This window comes from Paenibacillus bouchesdurhonensis (genome assembly GCF_900155685.1).
Taxonomy (GTDB): Bacteria; Bacillota; Bacilli; order Paenibacillales; family Paenibacillaceae; genus Fontibacillus; species Fontibacillus bouchesdurhonensis.
On the sequence record NZ_LT732548.1, the window covers coordinates 3,489,928 to 3,510,925 of the forward strand.

Sequence of the window (20,998 nt, forward strand, 5' to 3'; positions counted from 1 at the left end):
CTGATTAAGATTTGACCGCAACCACTTCGATTTCTACCAAACCGTCCTTTGGCAGCCGTGCAACATGAACGGCGCTGCGTGCCGGATATGGCTCGACAAAGAGCTTGGCATATACCGCGTTGACAGCTCCGAAATCATTCATATCCTGCAAGTATACAGTTGTCTTCACGACATCCTCCAGAGCGTACCCCACAGCTTCCAAAATCGCCTTCACATTGAGCAAGGAACGTTCCGTCTGTTCTTCTACAGTCCTCGGAAATGCATCCGACGCATCCATCCCCTCCTAATATTAAGCTTGTTTCAAAGGATATGCTGCGGCTATACGCTCCAGCGCTTCCTTAAGCACGCTGCGAGGCGTAGCAATATTTATGCGGATAAAGCCTTCCCCCTCCCTTCCAAAGGAGCAGCCGAAGCTTACGCTAACACGAGCCATTTGTTCAATCCACTGCTTTAAGCGGTTCTCCGCCTGATCCACGGCCCGGCAATCGACCCATAACAGATAGGTGCCTTCCGGTTCAACAACCGATAATTCCGGCATATGCGCCTCAATGAATGCCTTAGTATAAGCGATGTTCCCGCTCAAATATTCACGCAAAGCTCTAAGCCATTCATCGCATGCAGTGTAGGCTATTTCCAGAGCTGGGACTGCAAAGAAAGTCGGATTTTGAATGCCCGCTTGCCGCAACCCTTGCATGAACCGCTCTCTTACTTTGTCATTCGGAATGATAATATTTGAAATTTCTAGGCTGGCAAGATTAAATGTCTTTCCTGGAGAAGTACAGATGATGGAACGCTCGGCCATCTCCTCCGACAGCTTGGCTATTACGGTATGCTCATGCCCCTCATGAATAAAATCAGCGTGAATGTCATCGGAAACAATAAGGGCGTCATACTTAATGCATAAGGCGCCGATCCGTTCCAGCTCAGCTTTGGTCCACACACGTCCAACCGGATTATGAGGCGATACTAACAGTACGATTTTTACCCCTTGCTGCATGCGCAGCTCCATATCTTCGAAATTAATTTCATAATGTCCCTGATTGAAAGTCAGTGGACTTTCGATGAGCACCCGGTTATTAAGAGTGACCGCTTTGGCAACAGGCTGATAAACAGGCGTGTGAATAAGAACGGCATCTCCCTCATCTGTGAACTGCTGTATTATCAAAGATACGGCTTGTATAATGCGCGGGCAAAACACGATCCACTCCCTGGGTACCTGCCAATGATAAGATCGATCGAGCCATGCTTGAACCGCATTGTAATAAGAAGAAAAAGCATCCGTATAGCCATAGATCCCATGCCTTGCCGCCGCTTCAATCTTCTCCACCACCATTGGCGGAGCTTTGAGATCCATATCAGCAACAGATAGGGAAATCATGTCCTCCCCCATCGACTCCAGCAAGCCATCCCATTTCGCGCTATTCGTGCCCCTACGTGAAATGACTTCATCAAAGTTATATTTCATCGTGTTCCCTCCTTGGTATCTTTAGTCGATATGTTTAGCATCTATCTCAGCTTTTGCAGGTAACGATACACCGTGGGCTCGGAAATCGATAACGCGCTGGCAACCTGAGTAACACCTCCCTTGAGAAGAAACACTCCCTGTTCGTTCAATTCTTTCACGATTTCAATTTTCTCATTCGAGGATAGACGGTCGATCGGCAAATTCACTTTACTCAGAGTTTTCATGATAATGTGCTGAAGTAAATCATCCACATTTCCTTGCAAAAATTCGGATTCCTGCGGCTTTTCCTCCGAAAGTGAGTCTATTGGCGCAGACGGCGTGAGAGAACCCCCTTGCAGCACATGATTAATCCACTCTGCCGCAATCTCCACATGCGTAATATCAATGTTTAGACAGATCAAACCGACGAGCTTCCCCTGACTATCCTTGATGAAATAAGTTGACGATCTAAATTTCTGTCCCAAGGAACCCGAAGCCTTATAATTGGCAATATATTGCTTGTCTCGATATGCCTCTCCCTTCAATATTTTCAGCACAAGATCCGTGGAGCCGTCTCCAATCTTTCGACCGCTAATATGTCCGTTCTCAATAAAAATAATCGAATGCTCAGGATCGCTAATATCATGAACGACCACTTCGCACTTCGGCCCGACAATGGCCGCGATAAAAGAAGCTATCGGAAAATAAGATTCGAGCAGCAGCCGACTTGCTTCCATGAATATCCCCTACTCTCGTTTTGGTGAAATGATAGTAATTTTATTATCTTGATAATAATTTATTATTCATTCAAATCATAAATAATGAATAAAGCGTTTTCAAGTATTTTTTTAGTCAGCTTCAATGTTAATTTTCGACACTAATTTTTGAATTATGTAAGTTTTGCCTGTATCTCGTAAAATCCTTATATCCGCCCAGCCGTTCGAATGATATAATAGGATAAACATCCTATTTCTTTAAGGAGGGCATCATTCTTATGTCATGGTTCAACGGACTTCCCCTCGGCGGAAAAATTTCAGCAGCATGCTATTGCATCGCCGCCCTATTCGGAGTACCAACGCTGATTATTTTCATTCTACAGGGTCACTTATTGACGGGGATCGTCTTGGTTGTCGTTCTAGGAGCGCTAACCATCCCTCTTACTCGCTTCGTTCAGAAAGCGCTTACGGAATCATTCGATGACATCTCTAATGCCTCGGCTAAAATTGCCAAAGGAGACTTCACGAGCCGCCTCCACGAATCGGGGAGCATGGACAACTTAAGCCGTTCTTTCAACAGCATGATCGACAGGCTCCGTAAAATTCTGCAGGAAACCTCTGACATCACTCGCAAAGTTATGGATTCCAGTCGGGCGATCTCGGACAGAAACGAAGAACTTATCCATGTAATGGGTCAGGTAGCCCAGTCTTCCAACGAACTAGCGATCGGGGCCAATGAAATTTCCGAGGACGTAAGCGGAATGACCGACTCGATCCAGCAGATCGAAGAGAAAGTTAGCAACTACACCGACTCTACCAAAGAAATGAATGACCGTTCCATCGAAACGCTCGAGCTTGTCGAGAAAGGTCGGGATTCCGTATCCAGACAGGCGGAAGGCATGCGTCGCAACATTGAAGCTACGCAAAAGGTTGCTGAATCGATCAATGCGCTTTCCATAAATGCCCAAGGCATTACCCGTATTACGGCTACGATATCCGAAATTGCTGAGCAAACCAATCTGCTGTCTCTCAATGCATCGATTGAAGCTGCCAGAGCCGGTGAGCACGGTGCAGGCTTCGCTGTCGTCGCCCACGAGGTGCGCAAGCTGGCGGAGGAGTCCACTGCTTCCACGAAAGAGGTATTCAACCTTGTACGCGGCATCGAGAACGACGTGAAGCTGGCGGGACAGAACATCAGAATTAACGAAGATGTCGTACAACAGCAGAATCTAATGATTCGGGAAGCCGAGCAAATCTTTCAGCAAATCGTGCAGAGCGTTCATTACATCTCCGAGCAAATCGCGGCCTTCTCCAAAGAAAGTGAGAACATGCTGGAAAGTGCTCACCATATTTCCCAATCGATTCAGAATATTTCAGCAATTACTCAGCAGTCCGCTGCAGGTACGGAACAAGTATCGGCATCCATGAATGAGCAAATCCAGTCCATTCAGAAAATGGCGGAGGAGACGGAAGCAATGAAAAATGCCGTTTTCCAGTTGCAAAAAACGATACATATTTTCAAATTCTAATTTCGGGTTCACCTTATTTGCCCATAAATGAGCTTCAATGCAAGAGATTCGCTTGCTATATTGCTCACACGTGCAAATAAAGACGAAGCAGCCATGGTGCTAGTTGACCATGGCTGCTTCCTTTAATTTTTATTTTAATTCGTAACGGCTTTTAGGTGCACAACTCTACTCTCGAAATCACCGCGAATGGAAGTGATCGGCAATCCAGCGGACATAAGCCGGTCGCCACCGTAAACTGTTCCTGTATCCCCAAGCTTGTAATCCACCATCGGGTCGAGACCTTCCAGCTTCACCCGCTTCAATGGCCCATTCGGCTCTGCGAGCACATGGAAGTAGAACAGCAGAGCTTCTCTGCGATCTTCGCTGACGAACATCCAGGACGTCTCATTGCCTTCGAAAGGACTCAATAAGCGATACAAGTCTCCCTGCTGAACTAACCCGCGAATTTCTTTATATCGCGCGATTTGCTCCTTGGCTATCTCAACTTCCTCCTGCGTAAACGTCGTTAAATCGAGCTCATAGCCGAAATTGCCTGACATCGCCACATCTCCGCGGAATTGCAAAGAGGTTGTTCGGCCGACCTGATGGTTCGGCACGGCGGAGATATGCGCCCCCATCGTGGAAACCGGGTAGACGATGCTCGTGCCGTATTGGATTTTCAAGCGTTCCACGCCGTCCGTGTCGTCGCTTGTCCATGTTTGCGGCATGTAGTAGAGCATACCCGGATCGAAGCGCCCTCCCCCTCCAGAGCAGCTCTCGAACAGGATATGAGGGAACTCGCTCGTTAAACGTTCCATCAATTCATATAAACCCAGCATATAGCGGTGAGCCGTTTCCGATTGCCGCCCGGCAGAGCTAAGAGCAGATCCGATCTCCGTCATGTTGCGGTTCATATCCCATTTAATATAGGAAATCGGGACGTTGGCAAAAATATCGCTTAACCGCTCGTATAGATATTCCCGGACATCCGCTCTGGACATATCGAGAATAAGCTGATCACGCGCCTCGGTTCTCCGGTGATTTGGAACATGCAGGCACCAGTCCGGATGACTGCGGTATAGATCGCTATCCGGTGATATCATTTCCGGCTCGAACCATAAGCCGAACTGCAGGCCGGTTTGCTTCACCCGCTCCGCGAGATCCTTCAAGCCGTCCGGCAGCTTCCGGCGATCTTCGACCCAATCTCCCAGGGAGCAATTATCAGAATCCCGCTTGCCGAACCATCCGTCATCCAGTACGAACAGCTCAATGCCGAGCTCGCCGCCCTTCTTCGCAATCGCCTCGATCTTGTCGGCATTGAAATCGAAATACGTCGCCTCCCAGTTATTAACGAGAATCGGACGCTCCAGATCGCGATGTACGCCCCGGCAAAGTCTCGTACGGTATAGCTTATGGAATGTGCGAGACATGCCTCCGACGCCCTCGGCTGAATAGACCATAACCGCCTCCGGCGTCTGGAAGGACTGCCCGGGCTCCAGCTTCCAGGAGAAGTCAAATGGATTGATTCCCATGGACACGCGCGTCGTACCGAATTGATCCACTTCGGCTTCCGCCACGAAGTTGCCGCTATAGATCAAGCTGAAACCGTACACCTCGCCCTGACGTTCATTCGCTTCGGGACGAAGAAGTGCCAGGAACGGATTGAATTGATGCGAGCTGGCACCTCTTCGGCTATTGATTCCTGTAACCCCCGGAGCCAGTGCTCTTCGTTGAATATGGCGTTCTCGAGCCCATGCGCCTGATAAGTATAGAGCATCATAACGAGCATCCGGAAGGTCGATTGAAGTGCTTAATGCTCGTTCCAATTTTAGAGGCGCTGCTGCCTCGTTCGACAGCTTAGCCGATCTAGCAATCGCGCTGAACTGCTCAAATACCGTGTAATACAGCGTTACGCTTAACCCCGCTTTGGCATCATGGAGCACCAACTCCAGCGTCTCCGCTTCGCTCTCCTGCTCGGTATAAGTCGCGGGCAGCCCCTCCAGAGCCGGCTTGCCGGCTACGATGCGATGGGATTGGTAGACCAGCTCGGTAATGCGGGTTCCATCGGACAGCTCCACCTGATAAGCCGGATTTCTGAAATCGCTTGTACCATACTGTGGGTACTCCTGTGGCAAAGTATCCAGTGAAATCGTCTTGTCGTCCGGAAATGGGTTGGGGGAGAACGATGAGCGCTCCACCCTGTGCAGCAGATCGTCCAAGTTGCTTCCCTGGCGAAGCTGAGGGCCAAAATATACATGTGCAAGCAAGCCCCGCACGAGTTGAATAACATAACTGGTTTGAAACGATTGCAAATGAAAAATACCTGATCCTTCATCATAATGTATAGGCATTCCATATCCTCCTATCAATAGCTGATACCATGTATTCTACTATGTCCAATTAGTTACGTAACGTTAGTAAAGTGATATTCTATATGGAATTTTGTGTCCTATTTTGAGTTTGGCGATGAGTCTGTGTCTTCTTTATGACCGTCATCCGCCTGATCGGTCGGCTCATTAGCCTTTTCTGCAGCAATGAATTCGGCAGACGGATTGACTGTATTTTTGCGATGAAGGCGATATTCTTTGGCTCTTAGCAGCCGTCTGCGGTGCGCAATCCAAATCGGTACGGCAATGATGCCTAGAAGCAGCAGAATCGGCAGAGCTCCGGACAAGATAACGACGAGCCATTGAAAGACGGCGGATATCGCTTTCAAGCTGCCATCCAATGCGTTCCACGCCCGATCTCCGAGCGGCCCTTTTACTGATGCTTTCACTTGGTTCAACTCCGGCTGATACAAGCGAATCTCGACCGTAGAAAAGGCCACATTCTGGTCAATATACCGCATCCGTCCCCTGATTTGCTCAATCTCGGTCTGGATGCGTTCCAATTCGTTGGCAAACTCAACCATCTGACTGCTCTTCGTCGCTTCCTGCAGAAATTGCAGGTATCTGGACTCCATCGCTTGTTTTACTTTAAGCCGCGATTCCAAATCAACGTACTCCTCTGATACGTCCTGCCCCTGCATGCTGCGCTGCAAAGATTCATGCTCCAGCTTCTCCAGCCGATCCAAAAAGGATGAAAAGCCGGAGGACGGCACCTTCAGGATGATTGTACCGCCCTGCTCATGCTTGGATTGATTTTCCGTAAACTCCACAATGTAGCCGCCTGACATGGCTACGAGATTTCTGATCTCCGACTGGGCATGGCCGTAATCCTTGACCTCCATCACAACATTAGCTCGATAGATCAGCTTCTTATTCAGCCCGGCCGATGCATCAATCGCTTGAATGCCCTGGCCTCCTCCGCCGGGTTGTATCGCTTCCGTGTTTCGATGAATGGATAGCTGCTCACTGCCGGCGGAGTCCTTGCCCGCTGCCGGCATGCTCTGCTCGGATGATGCTGTGACGCTTGAGTCCGCAGACATTGCCGAAGACTCAGTATTCATCGCAAAGCCGCTGTCTGCCTTATGATCGGCTGCTCCTCTGCTGTCACTCGCACTCCCGCAGCCGCCAAGCACTAAAATTGCCGCCGTAACGCCGATGCATAGTATTGATTTCCATCTGTTCTTCATTTTATAACCCCCTTTGCCCTCTGGACGCTTCCATTGTCTGGAAGGTTGCGGCAAGGCAGATAAAAAATAAAAAAGAAGAACAAGGCCAAAGCCTGTTCTTCTCGTTCGGAGTCTTGTTGGATTATAAGAAAATAACCATGGACAGAATGAACATAAAGATCACACCTGCAATCATGGGAACCGACGTTCTTTTTACGATAGCGATCGGATCCGTCTTCACCGTACCTGCGACGATCAGCACCACTGCCGCAACTGGGGATACAGCGCGGAACAGGTTACCCGAAAGACCCATAGGAACCGAAATTGCAATCGGGCTGATTCCTGCCGCGTCCGCTAATGGAACCATCAGGGGAACCATGGCGAAGATCAAGGCCGTGCCGCTGCCGCTAAGAATAACGATCAGCGCCGTAATGGCTACCAGGACAAGCGGCAGAATGAAGTCTAAACCATTTCCCTGAATATTTTGCATGGATTGCTGCAGTGCATCCACCAAGCCGATGGATTTCAGACCTGTAACAAAGACGGATGCAGCAACCAGCAGGGCGACGATCGGAACCGCTCCGCCCATGCCTTTAAAGAAAGATTCTGTTTTTTCCAGCACGCTTTTATCGCCTTTATGGCGAATGACTTCGCAAATGATAGCAAGCACGAACGATACCAAAGTTGCCACCTCTACGCTAAGCTGTATCGCATTGCCTGTCGTAAGCTGAATCGCGTAAGTACCCAGCAGCAGGATAATCGGGAAAATCGGCAGGATCGCATATACTGTCTTGAACAGCTTGCCGCCTCTGATCTCGATATCCTCCTTGGATTCATGGTTCACTTCGGCTTCAGCCTGGGAGTGGCTTGCTTTCTTGTCCATGCGCTTCTGCCAGTAATAGTGAACCAGCGCGATAAAAATCAAGGTTGGAATAGATACGATAGCATGATATCTGAACACATAATCTGTTACCGTCAAATTGGCGAACATCGCATGCTTGGCTAATTCCTCGGCAATGGCGACGTTGTCGCTGCCGAGCGGCGTAGGAACGATTGTGGCCGATGTAGCGATGACCGCTGCTGCGGAAAGCGCGGACATGCCTGCTTTTCTAAGAATCGGAAACAAGGTGGCCAGCAAAATAATCGCTAGGTTAGAAGCACTCGGAATGACGAGAGATAACAGATTGCCTAGCAAAAATACGATAGGCACCAAAACATAAGCCGACTTAATTTTGGAAATGGGCTTCGTTAAAGCGCTGACCGTCACTTCGTTCGCTCCGATGGAGGACATATAAGCGGTGTAACCCCCAAGTAGGAGAATGATGAAGCCCGCAGCTGTGAAGGTCTGCTTGAACTGGGTAACGATGACCTGAAGCGGATCGAGCCAAAGCGAACCCGTTGATTCGAAGTCCTTAACGGCGATATCGTTGCCCATAGCTGCGGCCACCAATATCAATATGATCCCCATGAGAAAAAGAGTGATTTTGATGTCCATTTTCTTGATTAACATGTAAATAACGATGAGTACAGCAACAATTGCCGAGCCGTACATAACTAAATTAGACCCCATAATTGGCGTTCCTCCTAAGGTGCAGATTGGGTGCTGATATTAATGAAGATCAGATGTAGATTAGGTGCAGATCAGGTTCCGATTCGTAAAACAGAGCGCAGCGCGGTTCAGCTTAATTGCACTTGCTTAAGCTTTCCATGAACCACTTTTTGAACATTTGCGGATCGATATCGACGCATACTTTGGCGTTATTGTCTTTGCCCAAATAACCTTTCAAATCTACGACCGTGCAGCCTGCCGTCAAGGATCCGTTCAGTTCGATATCCACGAAGGTATCGACCACGGTGAACATTTCTGGCTGAAGGAGATAAGCCATGGCGGAGCTGTCGTACATTTTCAATCCTGTTTTCATGCTGCCGCCTCTATATTTTTGGAACAATTGATAGATCATTCTTCCGGTCTCGTTCATGTCTTTCAACTGCTCACTATCCTCGGGATAAACAAGCGCCTTTAATCCAACGTCAAGTCCAACCATCACGACGGGCAACTGGCTCTGGAATAAAATTTTTGCAGCCTCAGGGTCGGCATAAATGTTGAATTCAGCCATGACTCCAGCATTTCCGCGAGCTGTTGAGCCGCCCATGAGGACAACCTCAGCAATTTTCTCCTTGACTTCCGGGTACATTTTAAGCAGAAGCGCGGCATTCGTTAAAGGACCGATTAGAACTAAGGTCATAGGCTGTTCACTCTCCATAATGACCCGATACATGGCGTTTACTGCATTTTCCTGCAATAGCAGTTCCTCCGTCGGCTCCTCAAAGTCATATCCGTCCATTCCCGTAGAACCATGTACATTGCTTGCATCGATCGGTTCCTTAATCAACGGTCTGTCCGCGCCTAACGCTACCGGAATATCCTTCTTAAAAAACTTCAGCAATTTCAAGGCGTTTAGCGTGACCTTATCCAGTCCCACATTACCTGCTACAGTCGTAATTAAGCGTACATCCAATTCCTCGCTGTATAGGGCGATAGCTAAGGCAACGGCATCATCAATTCCAGGATCTGTGTCAATAATAATTGGTCTTTTAGTCATTTGATTCGTCCTCCTTGAATAAATTGTGCTACTTCTTCTTTCGTCGGCATTCCGGTTTGCGCTCCGAGCTTTGTTGTCGACAGTGCAGCGACGGCATTGCCATAGCGGCACGCATCGCTAAGTGACATGCCTTGACTTAAAGCCACGGCTAATCCGCCATTAAAGGAATCTCCTGCTCCGGTCGTATCCACGACGTTGATTTTATAGGCAGGAACATTCAGCTCCCGACCTTCTTCTATTATTGAAACTCCCTGGCTTCCCTTCGTAACGATAAGCTTCCCGCTAAGATCCTGGTCATGAAGCTGCTGCTTCAATACCATTTGCTCATGCTCGTTAGGGGTAAGGTAATCTACCTGCCGTATGATTTCTGCAGGCAGCTCCTGAATCGGAGCCGGGTTAAGAATGACGGTGACTCCGTTCTCTTTCGCAATCTCTACCGCTTTTTGCACACCTTCCAATAGTATTTCCAATTGAACAAGAAGAATATCACTATCCGCGATAACTTCTCGCTTGGACTCTACAAAGGCCGCGGTCACCTGATGGTTGGCCGCCGGTACGACAATAATGCTATTGTCCTGGTTGTAGACGGTGATCGTAGCCGTTGCCGTACGATCTGTAACCGGTTCCACATTAGTTACATCTACGCCCTCACTATTGAGGTGCTGTAAGATGTCTTGTCCAAAGCGATCATTGCCGACGCAGCCAATCAAACGAACATCTGCCCCAAGCCTGGCAGCGGCTACCGCTTGATTGGCTCCTTTCCCGCCGGGATTCATCTGAAACTGCTTGCCAAGGAGCGTCTCGCCAATTTGAGGCATTTGAGTTGTAATGGTGACTAAGTCCATGTTGATGCTGCCAACAACAGTAATTTTAGGTTTCCGCTCCATTCCTGTCTCTCCTTTTTAGGTTGATTCTCTCTCTATCAGCGTTACGTCCAATATTTTATAGTTCTCCTGATCCATAGATTGCTTCTGCTCCATCAAGCTGACCAGCATCTTGGTCGCTTTCTCTCCCATTTCATAGATGGGCTGCTCTATTGTCGTGAGCTCTGGCGTCGTCGCTTTGGATAGGCTGATGCCGTCAAAGCCGATAATGGCTATATCTTCAGGCACCCTTCTTCCAAGCTGATACGCTGCCTTAATGGCGCCTATCGCCATAATGTCATTCGCCGCAAAGATTCCATCAATATCCGGATGTCTTTGCAGCAGCTCTAGCGTCGCTTGAATGGATGATTGCATATCATATTTACCATTCGCGATGTATGTGTCGTTATACCAAGATTCCTTACCAACAATTTCTTTATAGCCTTCGCAACGTTCCTCCGCATTGACGATGCTGTTATTTCCTTTAATGTGTCCAATTCTAGTGCAGCCTTTACTTTGCAGAAAGCGCGTAGCCATCATGGCACCCTTCTTGTTCTCTACAACAATCGTCGGCAGACCTTTGCTGATCACTCGGTCAATACTGACGACGGGCATATTCAGCCGTTCGATTTGTGTTGCATTCAAAGTATTCGAAGAAACTATAATACCGTTTACATATTGCTGCTGCAGTACGTCCAGGTAATTTTGTTCCTTTTTCTCGTCTCCATCGGAATTGCAAAGAATTACATTGTATCCCAGTTGAATTGCCGTATCTTCAACAGCCCTTGCAAGCTCTGGAAAGAAGGGGTTCATAATATCAGGCACGATCAAGCCGATCGTATTTGATTGCTTCTTGAACAGGCTTCTAGCCACCTCGTTCGGCTTGTAATTCAGCTCTTTAATCGCTTTTTCAACCTTTATCCTCGTATCCTGGCCTACATAACCGCTATTGTTCAAGACTCTGGATACAGTTGCTACAGATACGCCTGCATGCTTGGCAACATCTTTGATTGAAATCATATTTTCACTCCACTCATAGGTAACCGGTTACACACAAAATATACTCTGTCAGCAGCCAGAAGTCAACAAGTTTTTTATTTCCATTTGATTTTGATCCGGATCAAAATCAACGTCTCCCCCCCATCAATCGTGCTATAACAGTGGGAAGCAGCCTTTACTCCCTTCGAGCAACGAATCCATCAAACAATCGCTGACGGCAAAATAACGCAAAAAAAGCTCGGGCCTCAAGGCCGAGCCTTTCCTTTTCATTTCCATTAATCTCGTTAAAGCTTACTTGCTCCTTCCTTTGCCTTTTCCACTAGTTCCCCCCGTTTCATATAAATCAAATTCATTCCAATTGCTCTTTATTTGTTCAATTTGCTTCCGCATGCTCGTCCCCTCTAATTCGGCTACAAGCAAATATGTAATCCCCAGTATTAATGCAATTGTACTAAGAATGATAGGGCCGTTACCGATATAATTCAGCATGTCGTTAAAGTGATCGGCATTCCAAACAGATGAGTTAGAACCATAAATAGCCGCAGCCAAATAACGAATGCCGTACAACGATGCAGCGATCATAATCAGAAGCATTCCTGTAGTTCTTCTATGCATGATTTATCACCCCAGTGTATGTATATATTTAATTATCATTATACCACCGCAATAAACTCCTCAAGATGATGTGGGATATATCCATTCATCTATTGTTGAATTCCCAAGTACGCAGCGCCGCTAAAGTCTGCTTGAGTCGTCACATTACAACCTCCTTCGGGACTAAACGATGTATGCCTATATCCTCATGTCACAATTTTACAAGCAGTTACTTACTTTATACAAGGGACTTAATTCACACTATCATTCATGCTTTTAACTAAAAAAAACAGGAAGACAACGAGAAATATCCCGCTATCTTCCTATTTAACTTGCAATTTAAACTAATTAAAGCGGCTATATCTTCATGCGCTGTAGCCTTAAAGCATTCAAGACGACAGAAACTGAACTTAAAGCCATTGCTGCACCGGCAATCCATGGGGCTAATAGCCCAAGCGCAGCGATCGGAATGCCTAGCGAATTGTAGCCGAGCGCCCAGAATAAGTTTTGTCGAATATTATTCATCGTTCTGCGGCTCATGTAGATCGCATCAGGGATGCTGTTCAGATCGCCCTTCATTAAGGTTACATCCGCCGCTTCCATCGCTACGTCTGTTCCTGTTCCGATGGCCATCCCAATATCGGCCATGGCTAGGGCAGGCGCGTCATTGATGCCGTCTCCGACCATAGCAACCTTCCTGCCTTGCTGCTGTAGTTTTTTGACTTCCTCGGCCTTGCCCTCGGGAAGCACCTCAGCCAGAACGTCTCCAATACCCACCTGATCCGCGATGGCTCGGGCTGTGCGCTCATTGTCTCCGGTCATCATAATGACCTGGATTCCCATGTCTTTCAATCTAGAAATTGCTTCCTGTGATGTTTCTTTCACCGTATCGGCGACAGCGACAAGCCCAGCATACTTTCCATCAACGGCAGCAAGCATCGCAGTCTTTCCCGCTTGCTCCAATTCGGACATCCGATGATCCGCACGCTCATCGATTTGTATGCTGTATTTTGCCATCAACCTGCGCGTACCCACAATGATGTCATGTCCCTCGACAACTGCGCGAATACCATAGCCCGGAACAGCTTCAAAGCTTGTCGTATCCGGCAGTTCGATCCCCCTGCCTGCAATGCCGGAAACAATGGCTTCCGCGAGCGGATGCTCTGAATTTCGTTCCGCAGTACCGATCAGGCGGAGTAGTTCGCCCTCCTCCATCCCGTCAGCTTCAACGTCGGTAAGCTCGGGCTTGCCTTTTGTGACGGTACCCGTCTTATCAAGGATAATTGTATCCACTTTATGGGTCGTCTCTAAATGCTCTCCGCCTTTGAATAGAACTCCAAATTCCGCCGCGCGTCCTGAGCCGGCCATGATCGATGTAGGCGTGGCCAATCCGAGCGCGCATGGACAAGCAATAACCAGAATAGCAATCGAGATTTCAAGCGCATGGGCAAAATTACCGGGTGAAGCCCAGAAGTACCAAATGAAAAAGCACAGCACTGCGATCCCAACGACAATGGGCACGAATATTCCCGATATTACGTCAGCTACACGCTGAATCGGAGCTTTAGATCCCTGGGCTTCCTCAACGACCTTTACGATTTGCGCCAATGCCGTGTCCTTGCCCACCTTAGTCGCAGTCATCTTCAAGCTGCCATTTTTATTGATCGTAGCACCAATTAGAGAATCTCCTGCCTTTTTCTCCACCGGAATGCTTTCCCCGGTCAACATCGATTCGTCTACCGACGAAGAGCCCTCAAGCACTTCTCCGTCTACCGGAATTTTCTCGCCCGGCTTAACGATAATGATGTCGCCGCGCAGCACCTCTTCCACCGGAATTGTCTTCTCCTGATTATCCCGAATGACAAGAGCTGTCTTCGCTTGAAGTCCCATCAAACTTTTGATGGCTTCCGATGTCCGCCCCTTCGCCAATGCCTCAAACAATTTCCCAAGTATAACAAGCGTGATCAGAACAGCGCTTGTCTCATAATACATGGCCGGAGCGTGAGTCTCGCTGCCGCCGGCTGTAATCCACTCCAGCGTTAGATACATGCTGTAGAAATAAGCAGCCGAGGTTCCGAGCGCTATGAGCACATCCATATTGGCGCTTTTGTTGCGAAGTGCTTTATAAGCTCCTACGTAGAACTGCTTACCGATATAAAATTGAACAGGGGTAGCCAATATAAGCTGAAACCAAGGATTCATAAATAAATCCGGCAGCCAAATCCAGGACAAGAACGAGAAATGACTAACCATCGACCATAGCAGCGGAAGTGATAATACTGCCGAAATGAGCAGCTTGCGCTTCTGCTGGGCAATCGCTTGTTCCCGGTAACTGGCAGGATCAGACTGCTCCCCCTTCAAAACTGCTTCATAGCCAAGCTTAGCCACCCGCTCCTGAATATCTTGAAGGGATACCTCCCCGGGGTTATATTCAACCCGCGCCGTTTCCAGCGCAAAATTGACGGATGAGCTCTTCACCCCTGGCATTTTGGCAATCGTCTTCTCGATTCTGACGGCACAAGCCGCACAGTACATACCATGAAGCTGCAAGTCAGTCGCTTCCTTAGCGACGTCATAACCAAGCTTATGAACAGTCTCTTCCAGCTTGGGCACATCAATGATTTGTGGATCATACGTCACCGTAGCCCGTTCTAAAGCGAAATTTACATTCGCCTCCTGAACTCCTTCCAGCCTGCCAAGACCTTTCTCGATCCGACTAGCGCAGGCAGAACAAGTCATTCCTGTAATCTGCAAAGAAGTGGTATTCTTCGCCTTTTCCATGAAGTACACCTCAATTCTATGAGTTATGCCAACACGGCACATTTCCCCGTGCAGCATAGTATGTACTATTACAATATACCCCAGGAGGGTATATGTCAATCATTCATTTCGTCTAAATTGGGAGGTGCGCGGTAAAGTGTAGCTTGTTCATATCCATAGGCTAACCGGATAAGCGTGGGCTCGCTAAAGGCTGTTCCGACAAAGGTTACACCATGCGGGCCTTTCGTTGAATAGCCTCCCTCCGTTATTATTCCGTCCTGTGCAAACCCGGCTGGGACGGTAATGGATGGATACCCTGCCCGGGCAGCGAGATCGTTAACGTCATCGTCGCCGAGGATAAGCAATGCATCCAAGTTATATTGCTCTAATGCGGCATCAATTCCTTGCTTACCAGCCAATTCAAAATTTCTACGTTTACTTTCTAAATACGCCTGCTCAGTTAATTTGCCGCTCGTCCGATTGGACCACAGCAATACATCCTGCCCGTATTTGAGCGCGGCTTCCGCATGCTGTTCGTTAAATGAGATCACATCGTCCAAAGTACGCACTCCAACTGTTTCTGGTAGTGTTTTCAAATAATCATTCAAATATTTCTTGAATTCAAATTGCATCACATAAGCATCCCATTCCTGACCCTGACATGGCAGTTCCACCGGATCGATAATCGTAGCTCCTTGGGATTCTAGTATACGAATCGCTTCTTCTATGATCGACATTCTAGCTTTCTCGAGATGGCGATAATAAAAACGGGGAATGCCAATACGAGAACGTGCAAGAAAAGTACGATCCAGAAAAGGGGTATAATCTGAAAAAGCCAGCCTGTCTCCTGACAAGGTAGCAGCATCCCTTACATCCTTCCACGTCAATGCACCCAAAATAAGCACGGCATCAGCCACCGTGCGAGCCATCGGGCCAGGCGTGTCCTGCGTATCGGCTAACGGAATGATGCCGCGCCTGCTAATTAGGCCTACCGTCGGCTTAATTCCGACAAGACAATTATGGCTGGCAGGACTGATGATCGATCCGCTCGTTTCCGTTCCAATCGCCGCGGCGGCAAGGTTGGCAGCGACGGCTGCCGCCGAGCCAGAGCTTGAGCCTCCGACGAACAGCTCTCCCGGGCCATATGGATTTAATGTCTGTCCGCCTCTTGAACTGTATCCTGCCCACATCGTACTGGACATAAAATTCGCCCACTCGGTCATATTCGTTTTGCCGAGAAGAACAGCACCCGCTGACCGTAGTTGCGAGGCGACGCTGGAATCCTCGGCAGGGATGGATTGAGCCAACGCTAACGATCCTGCCGATGTATGTGTCTGATCATGTGTGCCGATATTATCCTTTAGCAATATAGGTATACCATGCAGCATCCCGCGACTTCCACGCTCCTTGCGCTCTTGATCCAACGCCCTTGCCGTGTCCAAGGCATCCGGATTCACCTCGATGACTGACCTCAATCGCCAATCATAGCGTTGAATTCGCTCTAAATATTCCACCACTAAATCCTCGGAAGTAACTTCTCCCTCCTCCATGGCACACTGCATCATCTCAATACTGGCTTCAACGATCCATTCCTGCAATTGAAGATTCATAGCCTGCTCCTCCATTCAATTTCATTGACCGCAAGTTGATTCTACGGATGCATCTAGTTAGGCACCTCTTTCTTTCCTTATTTTGAACGATTCGCGGACAGCAGTAAAGCCAAGATAGATATAGTTAACCCTGCAAGCTTAACCTGTTTCTTATCCCGCTTCCTCTTCACGGTTTATCCTCCTTCGCATGATCATTCCACCCAATTATAGTTGGCCAACATCATGAAGCTATGATGAAGATATTCAAAAATGTTTCCTTAGGTAAAAAAATATGGCTATAATTAAATTAGTTTTAACACTGCCGATTGTCAAGAAATAAATTCCATTTATTAATAGTAATTATGTTTAACGCTCCAAAAAAATAAAATTAACTTTTCTAATAATACTTGCATATCTATTATATACTTTAGAAAAAAAGAGAACTGTTACGCCTCATATTTTTACCAAGGGAAACATTTTTGGTCTATACAAATATTTTTTCCAATATTATAATACTCTTTAAATTGTAATAGGAGGCGAATAGCATTCAGATGCAACTCATATCCCACAGAAGAAAAATAAAGTGGCAAACAATTACGCTGCTCCTGCTGATCACTATGCTCGGGCTTACTACGATTGCAGCGTGTGCGATTGGGCCGATCAGCATTCCATTTCCCAAGACGATGGACATTCTGCTGTCATCCCTAGGTCTCCCCTCGTTTACTTCTTATACGGATCGGGAGTTTCTGGTCATCGCTGAAATGCGTTTGCCCCGAGTGCTTGCCGGAGGATTGGTGGGAGCAGCCCTTGGGGTTTCCGGCGGCGCAATGCAAGGACTATTCCGCAATCCGCTCGTTGAGCCCGGCTATGTTGGGGTATCCAGCGGCGCCGCTTTAGGTGCGGTATGTGCGTTATATTTTGGCTGGAGTCGGTTCGGTTCGTGGACACTCCCTCTGTCGGCTTTTCTCGCTGCTATCATTGCCGTCATGATCATCTTGGCCATTTGGCAGCGGAACCGCTACAAATCCATCGCTACATTGCTGCTGCTTGGCATTGGAATCAACGCTCTACTGTCCGCCGTGATCAATATGCTCGTGGCAAGCTCGAACAACGAGCAAGAGCTGAGAAGCATCGTATTCTGGCTGCAGGGCGGGCTGGAAGCACGAACATGGGATCATGTCCAACTGATTGCCCTGCCCATTTTAGCGGGATGTGTAGTCCTCTTTGCATTTGGACGCGACCTTAACGCTATGCTGCTCGGTGATGAACAGGCGACCCACGCTGGCATTAACGTTAACCGGATGCGCCGGATGCTGTTAATCCTGATCTCGCTCATGACCGGATCAGCTGTTGCGATCAGCGGCATCATCGGCTTCGTAGGCCTTGTGGTTCCCCACGCCGTTCGTCTCGCTACCGGCCCGGATCATCGCTTTCTGCTACCTGCAAGTGCGCTCGGAGGGGCAATTTTCTTAATCTGGGCTGATCTGGCCTCGCGCATGCTGCTTCAGCCCGTCACTTTACAGGTCGGGGTAGTATGCGCGCTTGTCGGCGCCCCTTTATTCATCGCTCTAATCATGTCTTCTCGGGGTGGAGGTGCTCTAAAGCAAACATGATTGATTACCGCAATGTTAGTGTCTTTATTCAGAAGCAATCGATACTACGGAATCTTTCCTTCCATATCCCTGCAGGACAATTTGTCGGATTAATCGGGCCGAACGGCAGCGGAAAATCAACCCTCCTTCGTACGATGTCGGGATGGATTCCGCGGACGGAAGGGAGGATCAGCCTAGCCGGGAAAGCTTTGGAGAGGTATAAACGAAGGGATATTGCCCGTCTGATTAGTTTCGTGCCCCAGGATACGTCGGTGGATTTCGACTTCACGGTAAGGGATATTGTCATGATGGGCAGACATCCTTACATGTCCCGCTTCAAGGAGGCGACGCGCGAGGATTCGCTCGCTGCCGAGCGGGCAATGTACATAACGGAAATTGCCCATCTGGCTGACCGCACCGCAACAAGCCTGTCCGGCGGTCAACGGCAAATGGCATTCATCGCCAAAGCGCTAGCCCAAACCCCACAGCTGCTGCTGCTTGACGAACCGATCTCGGCTCTGGACATCCGGCATCAATTACAGACGCTGGAGCTTGTCCAGCAGTTGACTTATGACGGACTCACCGCCGTTGCAGCGCTTCATGATCTTAACTTGGCAGCCCGATACTGCGATCAGCTGATTCTGCTCCATCAAGGGCAGATTCTCAGTATTGGCACGCCGGAGGAAGTGCTTACCCCAACGTCGATACAGAAGGCGTACGAGGTTCATATCGAGCTCCGGCAAGATCCCTGGCTAGGCAGCTTGTCGATAACCGCGATCGGCATAGAAGAACCTTCTCTCAAAGGCTGACCTTGCACAGACAACATAAATTTTTATGGAGGTAATAACATAACATGAGAATTATTAGGTTAACGAAGGTCTGGAGTATCATTATCATTATTATTTCAATCGTCATCATTACTGGTTGCAGCAAAAAGGCTGCGTCCAGCGGATCAGCTGAGCAAGCATCGTCCGCCTCCGCCGCAAGCCCCGAAGAGCCTATGCGAATTGCTGCCCTATCACTTGACGCAGCAGAGGCGGTTCTGGAGTTGATCGATCCCTCGCGAATCGCTGTGCTGACTCGCAGCGCAGCCGATCCGGATCTAGCTTTCAATGCCGATAAGGTGTCCGATGAAATCATTCAAATCGCCGGAGCAACCTCCCTGGATCCGGAGAAGATCATGTCCTATAATTCAGATTTACTCATTATGACCAAAGGGCATGAACAGGAGAAAGAAGCTTCGCAAATGCTGGAACAAGCCGGTATTCCATTAATTAGTCTCGATGTATGGGATACTTTCGAGAAGATGGAAGCCAACTATCATATTCTTGGTCAAGCCCTGGGTGAGGAAAAAGCAGCAAAACATATTACCTATGAAATGAACAAAAAATTAGAAACAGCTCATCAGGCAATTGCCGGGAAAGAACAGCCATCGGTGCTAGTGATTTCCCCTGTCGGCCCGGGGACAGGCCCCTTCCTGATCGGTTCATCCAACATTTCGTACGACATTGTACGCCATGCCGGGGGGAACCATTTAGCGGATGAGCTATCTCTGACCCGGTCGACTAAAGCTTCTATGGAAGCTATCCTAAAAGCAGATCCCGATTATATTATTCTGCTTCAATGGAGGCAAGGTGACGGTTCTGATCTAGAGGAGCTCACGATGTCTGCTGGCTGGTCAACGCTTGCAGCGGTGCAGAACGGCCAAGTACATACGATGACCGTAAAGCAAATGCTATATCCAAACCGTTATAACGCCGATACTGTCACCGAGCTCGCTCGCCTGTTTCATCCCGATACCTTCTAAATATCCATGTACAGATATAAGGAGTGATTTACATGAATGCCGTGCTGTTAATGTCTTACTGCCATCTGCCATCGATCGATGACATCCCCCTGTTCTATCATCACCTATATCATGGACGGCTCCCTTCCCCCGACGTGATGGAGAAAGCGGTCGAACGTTACCGCGTTTTGGCGAAACCGGATCCGCTCGGCTCCACTACTATTCGCCAGGCCAGGGCTCTAGAGCGAAGGCTGAAGCAACAGCTTGGAGAGACGATTCCTGTCTATACAGCTCATAAGCATACGAGTCCTTTCGTTCATGAAGCAGTGGAGCGAAGCATTGCAAATGGGGCGAAGCATTTATATACTTTGCCGCTGTCGCCCCTCTATTCCAAGACAGGTACCGGGAGCTATCAGAGAGCTGCCGAACAAGCCCGGGATCTGCAGAATCCAAATGTAGCCATTACGCATATTCCCGCTTGGCATCTGCACGATCGCTTTGTTCAAGCGCTAAGCATCCGATTAAGCGAAGCACTGCGCTGGATTTCCGCCGCGAATCGCAGTCGGACGGTCGTCATTTTTACCGCACACAGCAAACCGGGTCTTCCCGCGCCACACCGTGATTATATCAAGGCCTTTACCGAGCTGGCTGAAGCTGTTGCCACACAAACGGATTGCCGCAGTTGGAAGATAGCCTACCGCAGCGGCGGCCCCGCCCCGCAAAAATGGCTGGGGCCGGATGTGCTTGATGTCATGAAAAGCACGGCCCAAGAAGGCGCATCCGCCGTTGTCATTTGTGAACTGCTCTCAATGACCGAGAACATCGAGACTTTGCAGGATTGCAGGTTCGATGGCCTGGTCAAAGCGCGGGAACTGGGACTGGAATTTGCGACTACAGAATTTCTAAATGATTCGGATGATTTTATGACAGCGCTCGAGGAAATCGTTCTGGCTCAAATTCTGAGTGACACGCCGCAATAAGCTCCACGCGA

Annotated in this window: 16 protein-coding genes and 1 pseudogene; 5 read left to right on the top strand and 12 right to left on the bottom strand. The window is 48.6% G+C overall.

Features of this window, described 5'->3' with window-relative positions:
* Window positions 1-4: 4 nt before the first annotated feature.
* The 3 genes and pseudogenes from CZ379_RS27005 to CZ379_RS19750 form a co-directional block, all read right to left on the bottom strand.
* A pseudogene (locus tag CZ379_RS27005) lies at window positions 5-262 on the bottom strand (Rid family detoxifying hydrolase); the annotation flags it as partial.
* A 27-nt stretch (window positions 263-289) separates the two neighbouring features.
* Window positions 290-1,465: a MalY/PatB family protein gene (locus CZ379_RS19745; RefSeq protein ID WP_110933186.1), complete on the bottom strand. Its 1,176-nt coding sequence runs from the start codon at window positions 1,463-1,465 to the stop codon at window positions 290-292.
* Between the two features lie 41 nt (window positions 1,466-1,506).
* Entirely contained in the window at window positions 1,507-2,181 is a 675-nt protein-coding gene (locus CZ379_RS19750; protein WP_110933187.1) for a helix-turn-helix transcriptional regulator, read from the bottom strand.
* A 257-nt stretch (window positions 2,182-2,438) separates the two neighbouring features.
* On the opposite strand from CZ379_RS19750, the gene CZ379_RS19755 reads away from it, so the two are divergent.
* Window positions 2,439-3,689 (top strand): methyl-accepting chemotaxis protein, encoded by a 1,251-nt coding sequence (locus CZ379_RS19755; protein WP_110933188.1) that lies wholly within the window; start codon window positions 2,439-2,441, stop codon window positions 3,687-3,689.
* Window positions 3,690-3,823: 134 nt separating this feature from the next.
* Here the strand turns inward: CZ379_RS19755 and CZ379_RS19760 are convergent, their stop codons facing one another.
* From CZ379_RS19760 to CZ379_RS19800, 9 genes are all read right to left on the bottom strand, one after another.
* Complete coding sequence (locus CZ379_RS19760) at window positions 3,824-6,019, bottom strand: alpha-galactosidase (protein ID WP_110933189.1); 2,196 nt, start codon at window positions 6,017-6,019, stop codon at window positions 3,824-3,826.
* A 98-nt stretch (window positions 6,020-6,117) separates the two neighbouring features.
* Window positions 6,118-7,242 carry a DUF4349 domain-containing protein gene (locus CZ379_RS19765; RefSeq protein ID WP_110933190.1) on the bottom strand — a complete coding sequence of 375 codons (1,125 nt, stop codon included), beginning with the start codon at window positions 7,240-7,242 and terminating at the stop codon, window positions 6,118-6,120.
* Window positions 7,243-7,363: 121 nt separating this feature from the next.
* Window positions 7,364-8,791 carry a C4-dicarboxylate transporter DcuC gene (dcuC, locus tag CZ379_RS19770; RefSeq protein WP_110933191.1) on the bottom strand — a complete coding sequence of 476 codons (1,428 nt, stop codon included), beginning with the start codon at window positions 8,789-8,791 and terminating at the stop codon, window positions 7,364-7,366.
* A 112-nt stretch (window positions 8,792-8,903) separates the two neighbouring features.
* Window positions 8,904-9,824 (bottom strand): ribonucleoside hydrolase RihC, encoded by a 921-nt coding sequence (rihC, locus tag CZ379_RS19775; RefSeq protein WP_110933192.1) that lies wholly within the window; start codon window positions 9,822-9,824, stop codon window positions 8,904-8,906.
* On the bottom strand, window positions 9,821-10,711 hold the full coding sequence (gene rbsK / locus CZ379_RS19780; protein ID WP_110933193.1) for a ribokinase: 891 nt from the start codon (window positions 10,709-10,711) through the stop codon (window positions 9,821-9,823). Before rbsK ends, rihC begins: the two co-directional genes overlap by 4 nt.
* Before the next feature lie 15 nt (window positions 10,712-10,726).
* Window positions 10,727-11,707 (bottom strand): LacI family DNA-binding transcriptional regulator, encoded by a 981-nt coding sequence (locus tag CZ379_RS19785; protein ID WP_110933194.1) that lies wholly within the window; start codon window positions 11,705-11,707, stop codon window positions 10,727-10,729.
* Between the two features lie 270 nt (window positions 11,708-11,977).
* Window positions 11,978-12,301 carry a hypothetical protein gene (locus CZ379_RS19790; protein WP_110933195.1) on the bottom strand — a complete coding sequence of 108 codons (324 nt, stop codon included), beginning with the start codon at window positions 12,299-12,301 and terminating at the stop codon, window positions 11,978-11,980.
* A gap of 336 nt (window positions 12,302-12,637) precedes the next feature.
* Entirely contained in the window at window positions 12,638-15,061 is a 2,424-nt protein-coding gene (locus CZ379_RS19795; RefSeq protein WP_110933196.1) for a heavy metal translocating P-type ATPase, read from the bottom strand.
* Between the two features lie 95 nt (window positions 15,062-15,156).
* Complete coding sequence (locus tag CZ379_RS19800; protein WP_110933197.1) at window positions 15,157-16,650, bottom strand: amidase family protein; 1,494 nt, start codon at window positions 16,648-16,650, stop codon at window positions 15,157-15,159.
* A 530-nt stretch (window positions 16,651-17,180) separates the two neighbouring features.
* Between CZ379_RS19800 and CZ379_RS19805 the strand changes: the two genes are divergently transcribed.
* Genes CZ379_RS19805 through CZ379_RS19820 form a run of 4 tightly spaced genes read left to right on the top strand, consistent with a single transcriptional unit; the run spans window position 17,181 to window position 20,987 of the window.
* Window positions 17,181-18,242, top strand: a complete 1,062-nt coding sequence (locus tag CZ379_RS19805; protein WP_110933198.1) for a FecCD family ABC transporter permease — start codon at window positions 17,181-17,183, stop codon at window positions 18,240-18,242.
* Window positions 18,239-19,030 carry an ABC transporter ATP-binding protein gene (locus CZ379_RS19810; protein WP_110933199.1) on the top strand — a complete coding sequence of 264 codons (792 nt, stop codon included), beginning with the start codon at window positions 18,239-18,241 and terminating at the stop codon, window positions 19,028-19,030. Before CZ379_RS19805 ends, CZ379_RS19810 begins: the two co-directional genes overlap by 4 nt.
* Window positions 19,031-19,074: 44 nt before the next feature.
* Window positions 19,075-20,028: an ABC transporter substrate-binding protein gene (locus tag CZ379_RS19815; protein WP_110933200.1), complete on the top strand. Its 954-nt coding sequence runs from the start codon at window positions 19,075-19,077 to the stop codon at window positions 20,026-20,028.
* 32 nt (window positions 20,029-20,060) lie between these two features.
* Window positions 20,061-20,987 carry a ferrochelatase gene (locus CZ379_RS19820; protein ID WP_110933201.1) on the top strand — a complete coding sequence of 309 codons (927 nt, stop codon included), beginning with the start codon at window positions 20,061-20,063 and terminating at the stop codon, window positions 20,985-20,987.
* Window positions 20,988-20,998: the final 11 nt, after the last annotated feature.